The 16,904-nt window shown below is 75.0% G+C and carries 16 protein-coding genes; 10 read left to right on the plus strand and 6 right to left on the minus strand.

Translation table 11 applies throughout. The annotated features are described in order from the left end of the window. Window positions 1-12 precede the first annotated feature (12 nt). Complete coding sequence (locus ACLQ2U_RS18845; RefSeq protein WP_425751987.1) at window positions 13-1,062, minus strand: alpha/beta hydrolase; 1,050 nt, start codon at window positions 1,060-1,062, stop codon at window positions 13-15. Window positions 1,063-1,156: 94 nt separating this feature from the next. Beyond that, the gene (locus ACLQ2U_RS18850) at window positions 1,157-1,579 is read right to left on the minus strand and encodes an HPF/RaiA family ribosome-associated protein (RefSeq protein ID WP_425751988.1); all 423 of its coding nucleotides are present in this window, start codon (window positions 1,577-1,579) and stop codon (window positions 1,157-1,159) included. Window positions 1,580-1,936: 357 nt separating this feature from the next. Here ACLQ2U_RS18850 and ssb point away from each other — a divergent pair, with 357 nt between their 5' ends. From ssb to ACLQ2U_RS18865, 3 genes are all read left to right on the plus strand, one after another. Beyond that, entirely contained in the window at window positions 1,937-2,671 is a 735-nt protein-coding gene (ssb, locus tag ACLQ2U_RS18855; protein WP_425751989.1) for a single-stranded DNA-binding protein, read from the plus strand. Between the two features lie 217 nt (window positions 2,672-2,888). Further along, window positions 2,889-3,908 (plus strand): cobalamin biosynthesis protein, encoded by a 1,020-nt coding sequence (locus ACLQ2U_RS18860; RefSeq protein ID WP_425751990.1) that lies wholly within the window; start codon window positions 2,889-2,891, stop codon window positions 3,906-3,908. After that, window positions 3,905-5,449: a cobyric acid synthase gene (locus ACLQ2U_RS18865; RefSeq protein ID WP_425751991.1), complete on the plus strand. Its 1,545-nt coding sequence runs from the start codon at window positions 3,905-3,907 to the stop codon at window positions 5,447-5,449. The genes ACLQ2U_RS18860 and ACLQ2U_RS18865 overlap by 4 nt, the downstream gene beginning before the upstream one ends. Before the next feature lie 72 nt (window positions 5,450-5,521). Here the strand turns inward: ACLQ2U_RS18865 and ACLQ2U_RS18870 are convergent, their stop codons facing one another. Continuing rightward, window positions 5,522-5,923, minus strand: a complete 402-nt coding sequence (locus ACLQ2U_RS18870) for a rhodanese-like domain-containing protein (protein WP_425752059.1) — start codon at window positions 5,921-5,923, stop codon at window positions 5,522-5,524. Between the two features lie 113 nt (window positions 5,924-6,036). Here ACLQ2U_RS18870 and ACLQ2U_RS18875 point away from each other — a divergent pair, with 113 nt between their 5' ends. From ACLQ2U_RS18875 to ACLQ2U_RS18895, 5 genes are all read left to right on the plus strand, one after another. Further along, window positions 6,037-6,660 (plus strand): uridine kinase family protein, encoded by a 624-nt coding sequence (locus ACLQ2U_RS18875; protein ID WP_425751992.1) that lies wholly within the window; start codon window positions 6,037-6,039, stop codon window positions 6,658-6,660. A gap of 100 nt (window positions 6,661-6,760) precedes the next feature. Continuing rightward, window positions 6,761-7,900 (plus strand): M48 family metallopeptidase, encoded by a 1,140-nt coding sequence (locus ACLQ2U_RS18880; RefSeq protein WP_425751993.1) that lies wholly within the window; start codon window positions 6,761-6,763, stop codon window positions 7,898-7,900. Between the two features lie 36 nt (window positions 7,901-7,936). Further along, on the plus strand, window positions 7,937-9,289 hold the full coding sequence (locus ACLQ2U_RS18885) for a dipeptidase (protein WP_425752060.1): 1,353 nt from the start codon (window positions 7,937-7,939) through the stop codon (window positions 9,287-9,289). Between the two features lie 77 nt (window positions 9,290-9,366). Continuing rightward, window positions 9,367-9,573 (plus strand): hypothetical protein, encoded by a 207-nt coding sequence (locus ACLQ2U_RS18890; RefSeq protein ID WP_425751994.1) that lies wholly within the window; start codon window positions 9,367-9,369, stop codon window positions 9,571-9,573. A 209-nt stretch (window positions 9,574-9,782) separates the two neighbouring features. After that, the gene (locus ACLQ2U_RS18895; protein WP_425751995.1) at window positions 9,783-11,366 is read left to right on the plus strand and encodes an ATP-dependent DNA ligase; all 1,584 of its coding nucleotides are present in this window, start codon (window positions 9,783-9,785) and stop codon (window positions 11,364-11,366) included. Window positions 11,367-11,411: 45 nt separating this feature from the next. On the opposite strand, the gene ACLQ2U_RS18900 is transcribed toward ACLQ2U_RS18895, so the two are convergent. Beyond that, window positions 11,412-11,534: a hypothetical protein gene (locus tag ACLQ2U_RS18900; RefSeq protein ID WP_425751996.1), complete on the minus strand. Its 123-nt coding sequence runs from the start codon at window positions 11,532-11,534 to the stop codon at window positions 11,412-11,414. A gap of 107 nt (window positions 11,535-11,641) precedes the next feature. Then, window positions 11,642-12,460 (minus strand): SURF1 family protein, encoded by an 819-nt coding sequence (locus ACLQ2U_RS18905; RefSeq protein WP_425751997.1) that lies wholly within the window; start codon window positions 12,458-12,460, stop codon window positions 11,642-11,644. 167 nt (window positions 12,461-12,627) lie between these two features. Here ACLQ2U_RS18905 and ACLQ2U_RS18910 point away from each other — a divergent pair, with 167 nt between their 5' ends. Together ACLQ2U_RS18910 and ACLQ2U_RS18915 are read left to right on the plus strand one after the other, a co-directional pair. Further along, window positions 12,628-14,004: a cobyrinate a,c-diamide synthase gene (locus tag ACLQ2U_RS18910; protein WP_425751998.1), complete on the plus strand. Its 1,377-nt coding sequence runs from the start codon at window positions 12,628-12,630 to the stop codon at window positions 14,002-14,004. Next, window positions 14,001-14,570 (plus strand): GNAT family N-acetyltransferase, encoded by a 570-nt coding sequence (locus tag ACLQ2U_RS18915; RefSeq protein WP_425751999.1) that lies wholly within the window; start codon window positions 14,001-14,003, stop codon window positions 14,568-14,570. The genes ACLQ2U_RS18910 and ACLQ2U_RS18915 overlap by 4 nt, the downstream gene beginning before the upstream one ends. A 130-nt stretch (window positions 14,571-14,700) precedes the next feature. On the opposite strand, the gene ACLQ2U_RS18920 is transcribed toward ACLQ2U_RS18915, so the two are convergent. Next, a complete protein-coding gene (locus ACLQ2U_RS18920) occupies window positions 14,701-16,833 on the minus strand; it encodes a transglycosylase domain-containing protein (protein ID WP_425752000.1) in 2,133 nt (710 codons plus the stop codon). Window positions 16,834-16,904: the final 71 nt, after the last annotated feature.

The following is a 16,904-nucleotide window of genomic DNA, read 5'->3' on the forward strand; positions in this document are numbered from 1 at the left end:
CCCGGCGGAGCGTCAGCCGCCCTGCGAGGTCGCTCCCGCCGGCGCGTCCGCCTCCACCGGTCCGCGACCGGCAGGAATCACCGCGTCCGTCGTGGTGGGGGCGGTGTCCGTCGGACCGGCGCCGAGGAACGCCCCGGCCCACCGCCCGACCTCGGCGAAGACCTTGTCCCGTACGGCGGGGCCGGAGAGGGTCAGGTCGTGCATGCCGCCGTCGAAGCGGGCCAGGGTGACGTGCCGGCCGAGCCGGGGCGCCCAGCGGACCATGTGCTCCACGTCGAGCACGGCGTCGGCCAGCGCCGCCGAGTCGTGCCACTTCGTGCCCTTGAAGCTGCGGGTCGAACAGGCCAGCAGCACCGGCACCGGGATCTCCAGCCCGGCGCGCAGTTGCCGCTGGGCGGTGCGGATCGCGTTGAGCCAGCCGGCCCGGACCGGGAACCCGGCGAGCGGCTTCCAGGCCAGGTCGTACGTCCACTCGCCGCGATGGTCGGCGTGCAGGCTCTCGCCGTACACGGTGCCGAGGCCGAAGGGGATGACGCGGTGCGGCGCGCCGCGGCCCAGCCGGGAGACGGCGGCCGCGAGGGGTCGACGGACCAGCCAGGGGGCGTTGAGGTCGAAGAACGGGCTGTTCAGGAAGAGCCCGTCGACCAGGCTGGCGTCGCGGCGCGCCTGCGCCCAGAGCGAGACGATCAGACCACCGGTGGAGTGGCCCATGGCGAGCAGGGTGTCGTGCCCGTCATCATCCCGGATGATCTTCGCGGTGGCGTCCAGCTCGGGAAAGTAGTCGCTGATGTCGCGGCAGAAGTTCGGGGTCTGGTGCGGCAGCAGGCTGCGACCGTATTTGCGCAGGTCGAGCGCGTAGAAGTCCCAGCCCCGCTCGGCGAAGAAGTCGGCCACGTGGGTCTGGAAGAAGTAGTCGACGAAGCCGTGCACGTAGAGCACGGCCCGGCCGGTGGGCCGGTCGGCGCGCCGCCGGACCAGGGTGGCGACCACCGGCCCCTCGTCGTCGGTGCCCAGGTCGATCGTCTGCCGCTCGTACGGCGGCCCCAGCACGTCCTGTTCCACGACCGCGACGGTACGCCCGGAAGCTACCCGGCGGTAGCCCCCGGCCGTCCCCGTCCGGCACGCACCGCGCCGGACGGGGACGGCCGCTCTCCGCTCAGGCGGTGTCGGCGTCCACCCGGTCGAGGTCAGAGTCCGCGTCCGCGACCTGGTCCGGGCCGGGCTGGCCCATCTCCCGGACGTGCTTGTTGTGCCGCGGCTCCTGCCGGGTCTTGGCGTCGTTGAGCCGCCGGCGCAGGTCGTCCCGGGCGTCGTGGAGCGCCGCCCGCAGGTCCTCCTCGCTGGAGGTGGTGACGATCTTCTGCCGCCCGGCGATCCAGCACTCCAGGGTGACCTTCTGCCCGCGCGCCTCCCGGTCCTTGACCGACACCTCCAGCTCGGTGGCGTCGGCGTGGAAGGCGGCCAGCCGCGCGTCCAGGGTCGCGAACTGCTCGACGATCCAGTTCCGGTCGCCCTGGGAGAAGCCCGTGCCCACGCGCAGGCACTCGGCCACGGTCGCCGGGTTGGTCACCGCGCTCATCGCCGCACCCCCCGCTCGGTGCGGACGGAGCCGGTCGTACGGAGCGAGCTGAGAATCATCAGCGCTGACCTTTCTCGTCGGACGTCGTGCCGTGGTGGTTCTCGGTTGATCAACTCCATACCCAGTCGAGGTCGTCCCCATTCCGGGTGACCCCCGGCTTCCGATCCTGGTGAGCCCCCGGACGGCGTCCCAGGGCCGGCCGGCCCTAGCACACCGGGACCTTGATCAGGCCTTCGTCCACAGCCGATCCCGTCGTCCACAGGGCGGCGCCGCCCGGTCGCGGCCGGGCGTCCGCGCGGGCCAGTCTCGGCACGAGTCGGCTCGCCACGGCAGGCCCTGGACCCCTGGGAGGGGACGATGTTCGATACCTACGTCACGATCGTCGGCAACGTGCTGACGGCACCGGAGTGGCGGCGCACCACCCAGAGCAACACGCTGGTCGCCAACTTCAAGGTCGCCTCGACCGCCCGCCGGCTCGACCGGGACAGCGGCCGGTGGGTCGACGGCAATAGCCTCCGCGTCCGGGTGAACTGCTGGCGGAAGCTGGCCGAGGGGGTGGCCGCCTCGGTGATGGTCGGCGACCCGGTGGTGGTGGCCGGCCGGCTCTACACCCGGGACTGGACCGACGACGCCGGCAACCACCGGACCCTCTACGAGCTGGAGGCGGTCGCGGTGGGGCACGACCTGTCCCGGGGGCGGGCCCGGTTCCTGCGCAACAAGCCGAGCATGACCACCAGCAGCGTCGAGGACGCCGAGGCGGCCTCCCGGGTGCACGGTGAGCCGACCGAGGCGGTGCCGGACGAGCAGACCCCGACCACGCCGGGCGACCGGCCGTTCGACGAGGACTTCGAGTTCTCCGGCTTCACCGACCCGCGCGCCGGCCACGGCCTGCCCGGCACCGACGTCGAACCGGTGCCCGACCCGTTCGACGACGAGACCGACGACGGGGACGGGCCCGGCGACGACCTCGCCCCGCTGCCCGGTGACGGCGAGGAGCCGGGGGAGGCCGGCGAGCTGGATCCGGCGCCGGGGACCGTCCCGTCGTCCGGGCGGGGCCGGCGCGGTCGCGGTCGGGCGCCTGTGCCGGCCTGATCCGGGGCCGCGCCGGGTCGACCTGCGCGGGCGTGGGCCGGCGCAACGGGCCGGCCCCGGGCGCCGGGCGGGGCCGGGCGACGGGCGGCCCCGGGCGACGGGCCACTGCGGGTGACCGGGAGGGCCGCCGCGGGGCCTACGACCGGGGGCGGGGTGGCGACGGCGGACGTGGCCACCCCGCCGTACGGCTAGGCTGGCCGGCCGGAGGTGGTGAGCGGTGCGGCACTCGACCGCCGTGGCGAACGCGGCAGGGCTGCTGGCGGGGTACGCCCTGGACAGCCTGCTCGGCGACCCGCGCCGCTGGCACCCGGTGGCCGGGTTCGGCCGGGCGGCCGGTGCCCTGGAGCGACGGGTCTACCGCCCGGACCGGGCGGCGGGAGCCGTCTTCACCACCGTCGCGGTCGGCGTACCGGTGCTGCTCGGCGCGGCCGCCACCGTGGCCACCCGGCGCCATCCGGTGGCCCGCGCGGCGCTGATGGCGGCCGGCACCTGGACGGTGCTCGGCGGGCGCACGCTGCGGCACGAGGCCGGGGTGATGGGGAAGGCCCTGCGGCGCGGCGACCTGCCGGCGGCCCGCCTTCGGCTCGGTCACCTCTGCGGGCGGGACCCGTCCGCGCTGAACGAGGCCGAGTTGGCCCGGGCCACCGTCGAGTCGGTCGCCGAGAACACCTCCGACGCCGTGGTGGCGCCACTGCTCTGGGGCGGGCTCGCCGGGCTGCCCGGCCTGCTCGGGTACCGCGCGGCGAACACCCTCGACGCGATGGTGGGGCACCGCTCGCCGCGCTACGCCCGCTTCGGCACCCCGTCCGCCCGCCTCGACGACGTGCTCAACCTGGTGCCGGCGCGGCTGACCGGGCTGCTCACCATCGCCGTCGCCCCCGCCGTCCAGGGGGACCGGGCCCGGGCCTGGCGGGTCTGGCGACGGGACCGCAACGACCACCCCAGCCCGAACGCGGGCCAGTGCGAGGCGGCGATGGCCGGTGCCCTCGGCGTCCGGCTCGGCGGCCGCAACGTCTACTTCGGGCGCTCCGAGGTGCGGCCGTTCCTCGGCGACGGTCCCCGGCCCGAGGCGCGCCACCTGAAGCGGGCCGCCCGGGTCTCCGGCGCGGTCGGTCTCGCCGCCCTCGGGCTGGCGGCGGCCTGGCCGCTGACCGGGGGCCGGCTGGTCTCCACCGCCGGCCGGCGGGGAATCGGCGGTGCGACCCGGGCGCGGGCGGGTCGGGGGAGCGGGCGGTGAGCGGCGGGCTGCTGGTCGCGGGCACCACCTCCGACGCCGGCAAGAGCGTGCTCACCGCCGGCATCTGCCGGTGGCTGCACCGCCGGGGCGTCAAGGTGGCGCCGTTCAAGGCGCAGAACATGTCCAACAACTCCGCCGTGGTGGTCGGCGCCGACGGGCGGAGCGGCGAGATCGGCCGGGCCCAGGCGATGCAGTCCGCCGCCTGCGGGCTCGCCCCGGACCTGCGGTTCAACCCGGTGCTGCTCAAGCCGGGCAGTGACCTGGCCAGCCAGGTGGTGCTGCTCGGCGAGGCCGTCGACACGGTGACCGCGGGCAACTTCCGCCAGCTGCGGCCCCGGCTGGCGCAGACCGCGTACGCGGCGCTGGCCGAGCTGCGGGCGGCGTACGACGTGGTGATCTGCGAGGGCGCCGGCAGCCCCGCCGAGATCAACCTACGGGCCGGCGACTACGTCAACATGGGGCTGGCCCGGCACGCCGGCCTGCCCACCATCGTGGTCGGCGACATCGACCGGGGTGGGGTCTTCGCCTCGATGTTCGGCACGGTCGCCCTGCTCGACCCCGCCGACCAGGCACTCGTCGCCGGCTTCGTGATCAACAAGTTCCGGGGCGACCTGGGGCTGCTCCAGCCGGGGCTGGACATGCTGCACCGGGTCACCGGCCGACCCACCTACGGGGTGCTGCCCTGGCACCTCGACCTCTGGCTCGACGCCGAGGACTCCCTCGCCTACGGGCGGGTGCTCGGCCGACCCGCCGCGCCGCACGGCACCGACTGGCTCGACGTCGCCGTGGTCCGGCTGCCCCGGATCAGCAACGCCACCGACGTCGAGGCGCTCGCCACCGAGCCCGGCGTCCGGGTCCGGCTCACCGTCGAGCCCGCCGAGCTGGCCGCCGCCGACCTGGTCGTGCTGCCCGGCTCCAAGTCCACCGTCGCCGACCTGGCCTGGCTGCGGGAGACCGGCCTCGCCGACGCGGTCACCGCGCACGCCGCCGCCGGCCGGCCATTGCTCGGCATCTGCGGCGGTTTCCAGATGCTGGCCCGGGCCATCCACGACCCGGTGGAGAGCCGCCGGGGCAGCGTCCCCGGGCTCGGCCTGCTCCCCGTCGAGATCACCTTCGACCCGCGCAAGACGGTCCGGCAGGCCGCCGGCACGGCCGCCGACGGCGTCCCGGTGCGCGGCTACGAGATCCACCACGGCTACGTCTCCGCCATCGACCAGGCCCTGGCCCCGCTGCTCACCTACGCCGACGGAGCCGGCGAGGGGGCCCGGCTCGGCGCGGTGCAGGGCACCCACTGGCACGGCGCGTTCGAGTCCGACGAGTTCCGCCGCCGGTTCCTCACCGAGGTGGCCCGGGCGGCCGGCCGGCACGGCTTCACGGTCGCCCCGGACACCACCTTCGCCGCGGCCCGCGAGCGTTCCCTGGACCTGCTCGGCGACCTGGTGGAGGAGCATCTGGACACCGACGCGCTGTGGCGGCTGATCGAGAGCGGGCCTCCCGCCGACCTTCCGTTCATCCCGCCCGGCGCCCCGCCGGCGAACTGACCGTCCGGTGACCCGGCCGGCCCGCCGGCGAGCTGACCGTCCCCGCCGGCCCGGCCGGTCCGGCCAGACGGCTCAGAGTCGGACGTCGGCGGGCCCGTCGGAGAACGGCAGCCCCGCCTCCCGCCACGCGTCGACCCCGCCGATCATGTCGGTGGCGTTGCGCAGGCCCAGCGCCTGCAGGCTCGCCGCGGCCAGGCTGGAGCTGTAGCCGTGCCGGCACACCACCACGATCTCCCGGTCGTACCTGGTCGCCTCGGGGATGCGCCACTCGCTGGCCGGGTCCAGCCGCCACTCCAGCACCGTCCGCTCGATGACGATCGCGCCGGGCAGCTCGCCCTGCTCCCGGCGCTGCAGCTCGGTGCGGGTGTCGACCAGCAGCGCACCCGCCCGCACCGCCTCGACGGTCGCCTGCGGACTCAACCGGCGCAGCCCGGCACGGGCCTGCTCCAGCAGGGCGTCCACGCCCGGACTCATCACGTCATTGAGCACATCCAGATCATGCCGGTCACCATGGCCAGTCACGCGGTGAACGGCGGCTCCGGCGACCGGAACCAGGCTGACGGGGGACACCCGATAGCGTCGCTGGAATGACGGTGGCCGTGGTCGAGGCGTACGCGACGCTGGCCCGGCGGGTGCTGGCCGGGCCGGCGCGGTTGGGGCGTACCCGACTGGTGGCCGTCGACGGGCCGAGCGGCGGGGGGAAGAGCGTCTTCGCCGCGCGCCTCGCGGACGCCGTCGCCGGCCTCTCCGACGGCCGGCGGCCCCCGGTGGTGCACACCGACGACCTGCTCGACGGCTGGGACGACCAGCTCACTTTCTGGAACCGGCTGGAGGAGTGCGTGCTCGCCCCGCTGCGGGCCGGCCGGCCCGGGGCGTACCACCGCTACAGCTGGGTGCGGCGCGCCTTCCTGCCCCGGGCGGTGCCGGTGCCGGTGACGCCGGTGCTGCTGGTCGAGGGGGTGAGCGCGGCGCGGGCGCTGATCCGGCCCGAGCTGACCCTGGCGGTCTTCGTCACCGCACCGGAGCCGCTGCGGCTGACCCGGGCGCTGGACCGCGACGGCCCGGAGGTCCTGCCGGAGCTGCGCCGCTGGCACGCGGGGGAGCGGGCGCACTTCGCCGCGGACGCCACCGCCGCGCACGCCGACCTGGTGGTCGACGGCGCGCCAGCCCTGCCGCACGACGCCACGCGCTACTTCGTCCGCCGGGCCTGAGCGCGGCGCCGGCCCGACTCCCGGCCGTGCGGGGCATGGACGCCGGCCGACACCTGGGGCACGATGCGGGGACACCGGTACGGGGGAACGGGGAGCCCAGATGGCAGGAGCGGACGCGCCCGCGCGGCGCCGGATCACACTGACCGGCATCAGCTCGCGGGCCTGGGAGCATCCGGCCGACCGGGGCGCCCTGGTCGCGCTCCGCGAGCTGCGCGGCTTCGACGAGGTGGTCAAGGCGTTCTTCGGGATGTGGAACGAGCGCGCCTTCCGGCTGCAGTTCCTCGCCTCCGGCATCCGGGTCGACCACCGGCAGTACCCGGCGGTGCACCAGCGCTGGGCCGAGGCCGCCGCGGCGCTCGACGTGGCCGAGCTGCCCGAGCTGTACGTCACCCAGTCGCCGTGGCTCAGCGCCGAGGCGGTCGGGCTGGACCGGCCGTTCGTGGTGCTCAGCTCGGCCTGCGTGCAGCAGCTCGACGACGACGAGCTGCGCTGTCTGCTCGGCCACGAGCTGGGGCACGTGCTCAGCGGCCACGCCGTGCACAAGACCATCCTGATGATCCTCACCCGCTGGGCGGCCAACCTGAGCTGGCTGCCGGTCGGCGCGATCGCGCTGCGGGCGATCATCGCGGCGATGCTGGAGTGGTGGCGCAAGGCGGAACTCTCCGCCGACCGGGCCGGCCTGCTCGCCGGGCAGGATCCGGCTGCCGCGCTGCGGCTGCTGATGAAGCTTGCCGGCGGCGGCGACCTCACCCAGACCGACACGGCGGCCTTCCTCGAGCAGGCCGCCGAGTACGCCGGCGGCGGTGACCTGCGGGACAGCCTGCACAAGCTGCGGATGACCGCGTGGAGCACCCATCCGATGCCGGTGGCCCGGGCCGCCGAGCTGCGCCGGTGGATCGACTCGGGCGCGTACGGGCGGGTGCTGGCCGGGGACTACCCGCGCTGCGCCGACGACGCCACGACCACCGTCTCCGAGGAGATCAAGGCGGCGGCCGAGTCGTACCGGGAGGCGTTCGAGCGCTCGACGGACCCGCTGGTCGGGCTGCTGCGCCGGCTCGGCGACGGGGCCGCGGACGTCGGCGAGTGGGTGGGCGGCACGACCGGCCGGGCCCGCTCCTGGATGGGCGCGGCGGCCGAGTCCGCCGCCCGGGCCCGGCGGGCCGGCGCCGGCCGGCCGGCGGAGGGTCGCGCGGCCGGTCCGGCCGGCACCGACGCGGGCTCGGAGGATGTCGCGGGGTAAGGCCGGCATACGATGCCGGTCATGACCACACCGATCATGTCCGAGTCCGAGGTACGGGCCGCCGTCGAGCGGGAACTGCCCGGTGTCCGTGCCGACCTGGAACGCCTCGTCCGCATCCCCGGCATCGCCTTCGAGGGCTTCGACCACTCGCACGTGGAGCGCTCGGCCGAGGCGGTCGCCGAGCTGCTGCGCGGCTGTGGCCTCGACACGAAGGTGGTGCGCTCCGGCGGCCAGCCGGCGGTGATCGGGAAGAAGCCGGCGCCGCCCGGCGCCCCCACCGTGCTGTTGTACGCCCACCACGACGTGCAGCCGGTCGGCGACCTGTCGTTGTGGGAGTCCGACCCGTTCGAGCCGGTCGAGCGGGACGGCCGCCTCTACGGCCGGGGCGCCGCCGACGACAAGGCCGGCATCATGGCGCACGTCGCGGCGCTGCGGGCCTTCGGCGACCAGCTGCCGGTCGGCGTGGTCCTCTTCATCGAGGGTGAGGAGGAGTACGGCTCCGACTCGCTGGAGCGGCTGCTCGCCGAGCACCGCGAGGAGATCGCCTCCGACGTCATCGTGATCGCCGACTCCACCAACTGGGACATCGGCGTGCCGGCGCTGACCACCTCGCTGCGCGGCATCGTCAACTGCTTCGTCGAGGTGCGCACCCTGGACCACGCCGTGCACAGCGGCATGTTCGGCGGCGCGGTGCCGGACGCGCTGACCGCGCTGGTCCGGCTGCTGGCCACCCTGCACGACGACGCCGGTGACGTCGCCGTCGAGGGGCTGGTCGGCCGCGAGGGCGCCAGCGTCGACTACCCGGAGGACCGGTTCCGCACCGAGGCCGGCCTGGTCGCGGGCGCCGCCCTCTTCGGGACCGGCCGGATCACCGACCGGCTCTGGACCAAGCCGGCGCTCGCCGTCCTCGGCATCGACGCCCCGGCCACCGCCGAAGCGCCGAACGCGCTCGTGCCGGCAGCAAAGGCCAAGCTCAGCGTGCGGCTGGCGCCGGGCGACGACCGGACGCGCGCGTACGATGCGCTCCGCACCCACCTGGAGAAGCACGCGCCGTGGGGCGCCCAGGTGACGGTCACCTTCGAGCACGACGGTGACCCGTGCGTCATCGACGCCTCGGGCCCGATGTTCGACGCGGCCCGCGCCGCGTTCCGTACCGCCTGGGACGGCACCGACCCGGTGGACATCGGCGTCGGCGGCTCGATCCCGTTCATTGCCACCTTCCAGGAGATGTTCCCGCAGGCGGCGGTCCTGGTGACCGGCGTGGAGGACCCGCACGCCCGGGCGCACGGCCCGAACGAGAGCCTGCACCTGGGGGAGTTCACCCGGGTCTGCCTGGCCGAGGCGCTGTTGCTGGCGAAGGTCGCCGAGGCGGCGGCGAGCCGGAGTTAGGCGGCGGAACCGTAACTTCGGGGCCGATGTCGGAGTTTGCGGTGTGTCGGGCGCAGGGGTGTTATAGCCTTTCGAACATGCGTACGAACGACGTGATGACGCGGCTCGAGGCCGCCGTGAGTGCTCTGGGGGACGTCGACGTCTCCGCGTGGCCCGAGGACACGCTCAAGGACCAGCTCGGCGAACTCTCGGCCGCGCTGGTCGCCCTCGACGGGGTGCTCTCCCGGGTCGCCGACGAGGTGCGCGCCCGGGGCCTGCGCATCGAGGAGCCCGTCTCCGCCTGACCGCTCGCCGCTGGTCCGGCCCCCGCCGGCCGGGCCTCGCTGGCCGGGCCGGCGGGGGCCGGGGCGCCGGTGGTCGATCCACTCCATGTCGCCGATGTGGCGGGCGACGGCGGGCGGCGACGGCCCTGCGGCGGGCGGCGACGGCCCTGCGGCGGGCCCGGGCACGGCAATGCCCGGGTGGTGTCGGGGGTGGCTGGCAGGATGGGGCCGTGCGGTTCCTCGACCTGGCAGCCACCTCCGCGGCCGTCGGCGCCACCAGCGGCCGGCGGGCCAAGGTGGAGCTGCTCGCCGGCGCGCTGCGGGCGCTCGACCCGGCCGAGGTGCCGGCCGGCTCCGGCTACCTCGCCGGTGAGCTGCGCCAGCGGCAGACCGGCATCGGCTGGGCCAGCCTGCGCGACCTGCCCGCCCCGGCCGCCGAGCCGACCCTGACCGTGGCCGGCGTCGAGGCGGCGGTCGACGAGATCGCCGCGGTGCGCGGGCCCGGCTCGCAGGCCCGTCGCAGGGAGCTGCTCGGCGCGCTCTTCGCCGCCGCCACCGCCGACGAGCAGCGGCTGCTGGTCGGCCTGTTCAGCGGCGAGCTGCGCCAGGGCGCCCAGGCGGGGCTGCTGGCCGACGCGATCGCCCGGGCGGCCGAGGTGCCGGTCGCAGCCGTCCGCCGGGCCCTGCTGCTCGCCGGCGACCTGCGCGCCGTGGCGGTGGCCGCGCTCTCCGGGGGCGCCGCCGCGCTGGCCGGCTTCGGGCTCCAGGTGGGGCGCCCGCTCGCGCCGATGCTGGCGCAGAGCGCCCCCTCGGTCGACGCCGCGCTCGAGGCCACCGGCACTCCCGCGGTGGTCGACGTCAAGCTGGACGGCATCCGGATCCAGGTGCACCGCTCCGGCGACGACATCGCCGTCTTCACCCGCAGTCTCGACGACATCACCACCCGGGTGCCCGAGGTGGTGGCCGCCGTGCGCGCGCTGCCCGCCCGGGAGTTGGTGCTCGACGGTGAGGCGATCGGGTTGGACGCCACCGGCCGGCCGCTGCCGTTCCAGCAGACCTCCAGCCGAGCCGCCCGCCGCACCACGCCGAGCACCACGGGCACGGTGCCGGTCGCCCCGGCCGTGCTCGCCGCCGCCGAGACCGCCGGCGAGACGGTGCTGACGCCGTACTTCTTCGACCTGCTGCACCTCGACGGCGTGGATCTGATCGACCGGCCCGGCCGGGAGCGGTGGGCCGCCCTGGCCGACGCGGTCGACGAGTCGTTGCTGGTCGGGCGGGTGGAGGTCGACGACCCGGAGCAGGCGGGCAGCGCCTTCGCCGCGGCGCTCGACGCCGGCCAGGAGGGGGTCGTGGTCAAGTCGCCGGACGCGCCCTACGACGCCGGTCGGCGCGGCGCGGCCTGGGTCAAGGTGAAGCCCCGGCACACCCTCGACCTGGTGGTGCTGGCGGTCGAGTGGGGCAGCGGCCGGCGCCAGGGCTGGCTCTCCAACCTGCACCTGGGCGCCCGCGACCCGCGCACCGGCGCGTTCGTCATGCTCGGCAAGACCTTCAAGGGCCTCACCGACGAGCTGTTGCGCTGGCAGACCGAACGCTTCCTCGGGCTCGCGGTCGAGCGCGGCGACTGGGTGGTGCGGGTCCGCCCCGAGCAGGTGGTCGAGATCGCGTTCGACGGGGTGCAGACCAGCTCCCGCTATCCCGGTGGGGTGACGCTGCGCTTCGCCCGGGTGGTGCGCTACCGCGACGACAAGACCGCCGCCGAGGCCGACACCATCGACATGGTCCGGGCCATCCACGCCGGGCGGGTCGCCGGCTGACCGCCCGGAGGGGCGGCACCAGCCGACGCCCCCGCCCGGGGTCGGTCAGGCCGTCGAGAGCGACCGGGCGTAGTTGACCTGGTTGTTGATCTGCTGCACCTGGCCCTGATGGACGACCGGGATGCGGGCCACGTACTGGTGCGCGCCGTTGGTCACCGTCACCTGCACCGTCCCGTGGTGCCTCGTCTCCTTGATCAGCAGGAAGAACAGGCTGAAGAAGGTCAGGCAGAAGAAGGTTCCGGTGGGCGGACAGGGGCTGACCCGGCCGCGCCGGATCAGGCCGGGGCGATCGGCTCCGCGGCCCGGTCCACCGGCCCCGTCGGTGCGTCCAGCCCGGCCGCCCGGCGGGCCTCGCGCCGCGCCACCCAGCCGTAGCCGAAGAGCGACATCGCGGCGAAGAGCCACCACTGGACGACGTAGCCGAAGTTCTGCCAGTTGTTCGCGTGCCCGATCGGCACCGCGCTGAACGCCGGGTCGTTCGCCGGGGTCTGCTCGTCGAGCAGCAGGTACGCCCCGTGCACCGGGTACGGCAGCTCGCGAGCCAGCTTGCCCACGGCGATCCGGCGGGCCTCCAGCCGGCCCTCACGCCGGTCGACGGCCCCGCCGCCGGTCTCGGTCGGGTGCACCCGGCCGACCACCGTCACCTCGCCGCTCGGCAGCGCCGGCACGTCGGGTACGGCCATCGCCCCGCCGCCCGGCGCGGGCGGGATCCAGCCCCGGTCGACCAGCACCGCCGTGCCGTCGGTCAGCACCAGCGGCGCGAGCACCTCGAAGCCGACCTTGCTGTCGACCGTCCGGCCGCGGACCAGCACGACGTTCGACGCGTCGTACCGGCCGGTGGCGGTGACCCGGCTCCACTCGGCCTGCTCGGCGGGGGCCGGGCCGGCCGAGCCCGCACCGCCGGTGGGCGCCGGCAGCGCGTCGCGCAGCGGCGCCGGCGTCCCCCGGTTGCCGGCGTCGATGCGTTCGTTGACCGCCGTCCGTTCGTGGTAGCGGGCCAGCTGCCAGTTGCCGAGCAGCACCATCACCGCGGCGGCGACCAGGGTCAGCGCGAGGATGCCCAGCCAGCGTGGCGTCAGCAGGAACCGGTACACGGCACGAGGCTACCCGTATGACCGGGACCACTGACCGCGACGGCCCGGGGAGCGGCAATCGGCCGCCGTCGTCCGTCGGTGCGGACGGGTATGGTCACGCGAGCGGATCGCCGTCCCGTTCCTCCCGGTCGGTCTGCCCGCCACCCGCCGCCAGCGAGGAGTCGATGATGACCGCCGTGCCGCGCCTCGTGCTCAGCGCGCCCTCCTCCGGTCACGGCACCAACGCCCTGTCGATCGGGCTGCTCGCCGCGCTGGCCGACCGGGGCCTGGACGTCGCCGGCTTCAAGATCGGCCCGGACCACGTCGATGCGGCGTACCTCGGTCTGGCCTCCGGACGGCCCGGCCGCAACCTGGACCCGCGGCTGGTCGGCGCCGAGCGGCTCGGGCCGCTCTTCGCGTACGGCGCCGAGGGTGCCGGCCTGGCCGTGGTGCAGGGCACCATGGGGCTCTACGACTCGGTGGCCGGCCGGCCCGAGGCGGAGTCCACCGCGGCCGTCGCCACCACCCTGCGCAGCCCGGTCGTGCTGGTGGTGGACGTGGCCGCGATGGGGCAGTCGGTGGCCGCCCTGGTGCACGGCTTCCGCTCGTACGACGAGCAGCTCTGGCTGGGCGGGGTGATCCTCACCCAGGTCGCCTCCCAGCGGCACGAGACGATGCTGCGCGAGGCGCTCGACGACGTCGACGTCCCGGTCTACGGCGCGCTGCGCAGGCACGAGCTGCCGCCGGTGCTGCCCGCCCGACGGCACGGCGTCGTGCCGGTGCTCCGCCGGGACGGTGAGGCGATCCGGGCGGTGCGCCGGCTGGGCGAGGCGGTCGCCGGCACCGTCGACCTGGACCGGCTGCTCGCGCTGGCCCGGTCCGCGCCGGCGCTGCCGGTCGAGCCCTGGTCCCCGGCGTCGGCCGCCCCGGTCGAAGAGGCGCCGCTGGTCGCGCTCGCCGGTGGCCCGGGGGGCAGCTACAGCTACGCCGAGACCGTCGAGCTGCTCCGCGCGGCCGGCGCCGAGGTGGTCACCGTTGACCCGCTGCGCGACGAGGCGCTGCCGGCCGGCGTCCGCGCGCTGGTCGTCGGCGCCGGCCTGCCCGAGTCGTACGCCCGGGACCTCTCCGCCAACCGCCGGCTCTGCATCGCGGTGGCCGAGCTGGCCCGCACCGGTCGTCCGGTGCTCGCCGAGGGCGCCGGCCTGCTCTGGCTGGCCCGGGAGCTGGACGGGCTGCCGATGTGCGGGGTTCTGGACGCGGTCGGCGCCAGCCGGGACGGCCTGGTGGTGGGCTACCGGGAAGCGACCGCGCTGAGCGACAGCGTGGTCGCCGGGACCGGCGCGGTGGCGGTGGGCTACAAGCAGCACGGCGCGGTGCTCACCCCGCGGGCCGGTCAGCGCCCGGCGTGGAGCTGGGACGGCGGCGCGCCGGAGGGCTTCGTCTGGCGGGGCGTGCACGCCTCCCAGCTCGGCCTGCACTGGGCCGCGCAGCCGGAGATCGCGGGCCGGCTGGTGACGGCGGCCGGGGTGGCCGCGGGCGCCGAGGGCGTGGGAGCGCCGGCGTGATCGGGCAGGTGGCGGTCCGCCGCTTCCCGGAGTTGACGGTCTCCACCCCGCGCACCGAGGTGCGCCCACTGGTGGCCACGGACGCCAGGGCGGTCGACGAGGTCTTCGCCGACCGGCAGACCCAGCGCTGGCTGCCGCTGGCCGCGTCGTCGGGGCAGATCGAGGGCCATGCCTGGTGTACCGACCTGGCTCGGCAGCGGCGGGACAGCGGCGAGGGCGACCACTACGCGGTCCTGCGCCGGGAGGACGACCGGGTGGTCGGCTGCCTCTGGACCCGGCGCACCGACTGGGGTGCCCGGCTGACCGAGGTCTCCTACGCCCTGGCCCCGCACGCGCGCGGCTACGGGCTGGCCGCCGAGGCGGTGGACGCGCTGGCCATCGCGCTGATCCTGGAGCACGACTTCCAGCGGGTCGAACTGCGGGTGGCGCCGGGCAACCTGGCCTCCCGCCGGGTCGCCGAGAAGGCCGGCTTCAGCTACGAGGGCCTGCTGCGCAACTCCGGCTACGTCCGCGGCGCCCGGGTGGACCTGGAACTCTGGTCCCTGGTCACCGCCGACCTGCACTGACGCGATCGTCCCCGCCGACCCGCATCAGAACGAGCGTCGCCGCCGACCCGCACCGGAACGAGGTTCGCGTCAGGAACCGCACCGTTCCTGACGCAAACCTCGTGATCCACCGGGGGAGCCCCGGGGGGCGTCAACCCACCATGCGGTCCGAGGGCGGGGTGAACTGGCGGGTGGGCGTGCCCTTCAGGCCGTCGCGCAGCGTCTCGGCGACCGCGCCGACCGGGATCTGCGACTGCCCGTCACCCACCGCGTTGAACGGGTTGTCCGGGTCCGCGATGAAGCTCGCCGCGGCCAGTTCCGGGGTGTAGCCGACGAACCAGGCCGACCGGGTGCTGTCCGTGGTACCGGTCTTGCCGGCCACCGGACGGCCCACCGTGCCCCGGACGCTGTCCGCCGTCGACCAGCCGCCGCAGCTGCCCCGGGCCGGGGTGTCGCCGGTCGGGCAGCGGGCCGCGTCGGTGGCCGCCCGGGCCGCGTCCGCGTTGACCACCTGGCGGCAGCGCGGCTTGGCGACCTCCCGTTCGATGCCGCCCGCCGTCCGGTAGGTGGCCGGGGTGCCGTCCCGGTTGGTGATCGACGTGACCGGCATCGCCTCGCAGTACCGGCCGTCGGCGGCGATCGCGGCGTACGCGTTGGCCAGCTCCAGCGGTGTGGCGTCGGAGACGCCCAGGGTGAACGCGCCCCACTTCTTCGCCTTGGTCGGGGAGGCATGCTCCCGGTCCACGTCGGTCCGCCAGCGCAGCCCGAGCTGCTCGGCCAGCCGGACCGCCCGGTCCGCGCCGACCTGCTCCTCCAGTTGGACGAAGTACGTGTTGACCGACTTGCCGAAGCCGGACCACATGGTCTGCCGGCCGGTCATCGCGCCGCTGGCGTTGGACGGGGCCCAGCCGTCGTAGACGGCGGACTTGTACCGGTACGGCGAGTCGTACGCGGTGGACAGCGGCATCCCGGCGTCGAGCGCGGCGAGCATCGGGAACATCTTGAACGTCGATCCGGCCTGGTACCCGGGGAGGCTGCCGCCGCCGAGCAGCGGCGCCACGGTGTTCGGGTAGTTGGCCTTGATGTGGGGGTCGGCCTCCGGGTTGGAGCTGGGCCCGTTCTCGCTCAGGTCCAGCGAGTAGTTCCGGTTCACCGCCATCGCCTTGACCCGGCCGGTGCCCGGCTCGGACACCACGATGCCGTTGGCGAAGGGGCTGCCGACGCCGTCCTTCGCGCCGACGTTCTTCTCCGCCGCCGCCTGGATCTTCGGGTCGAGGCCGAGCACGATCCGGTAGCCGCCCCGGCGCAGCTTGTCCATCCGTTCCAACCGGTTCTCGCCGAACGCCGGCTGCGCGCTCCACCAGTTCTTCACGTAGTCGCAGGCGAAGCCCCAGGTCTGGTACTTGTCCGGGATCGAGGCGCAGTCGTTAGGTGGGCTGGTCACCCGGGTCCGGATCGGTTCCGCCTTGGCCACCGCCGCGTCGTCCGGGGACAGGTAGCCGAGCTGGGCCATCCGGTCCAGCACGTAGTTGCGCCGCCCGGCGGCGTCCTTCTGGTCCGAGGTGATCGGGTCGTACTCGGAGGGGGACTTGACCAGGCCGGCGAGGGTGGCCGACTCGACCGGGGTGAGGGCGGCCGGGGTCTTGGAGAAGAAGATCTGCGCGGCGGCGTAGATGCCGTACGCCCGGTGGCCGAAGTACGCCGAGTTGAGGTAGCGCTCGAGGATCTCCTCCTTGGTCAGCGCCTTCTCGATGTCCAGCGCCATCCGCATCTCCTTGACCTTGCGCAGGCTGGTCTGCTGGGTGGCTTCCTGGACCTCTTCCGGGGTTTTGGCGCTGTCCCGCAGGGCCATCCGGACGTACTGCATGGTCAGCGTGGAGGCGCCCTGGGAGACGCCGTTGGAGCGGGCGTTGGCCACGAAGGCGCGGGCGACGCCCTTCGGGTCGACGCCGCGGTGCTGGTAGAAGCGGTTGTCCTCGGCGGCGACGATCGCCTGCTGCATGTTCGGCGATACGTCCGACAGCTTCATGTACTGCCGGTATTCCTCGTAGAACATGGTCAGCACGGTCCTGCCGTCGGGGGCGTAGAGGTACGACGTCTCGGCCGGCAGCGCGGTGCGCAGGATGTTGGTCTTCTGCTCCACGGCGTGCGCGGTGGCCTTGGCGCCGATGCCGGTGAAGGCGGCCAACGGGTACGCCACGGCGGCGATCACGATGCCGGCGATCAGCCCGGCGCGGAGGAGAGGAACGGAACGACCAGCGGCAGCAAGGGGTCGGTTGCTCACGTGGTCAAGTTATGACATTTCCGATTCGGAAATGAGAAGAATTCATAAACGGGCGGAGGCGTTGCCGGGCG

It is taken from the genome of Micromonospora sp. DT47, from assembly GCF_049844475.1.
In the GTDB taxonomy this organism is placed as follows: domain Bacteria; phylum Actinomycetota; class Actinomycetes; order Mycobacteriales; family Micromonosporaceae; genus Micromonospora.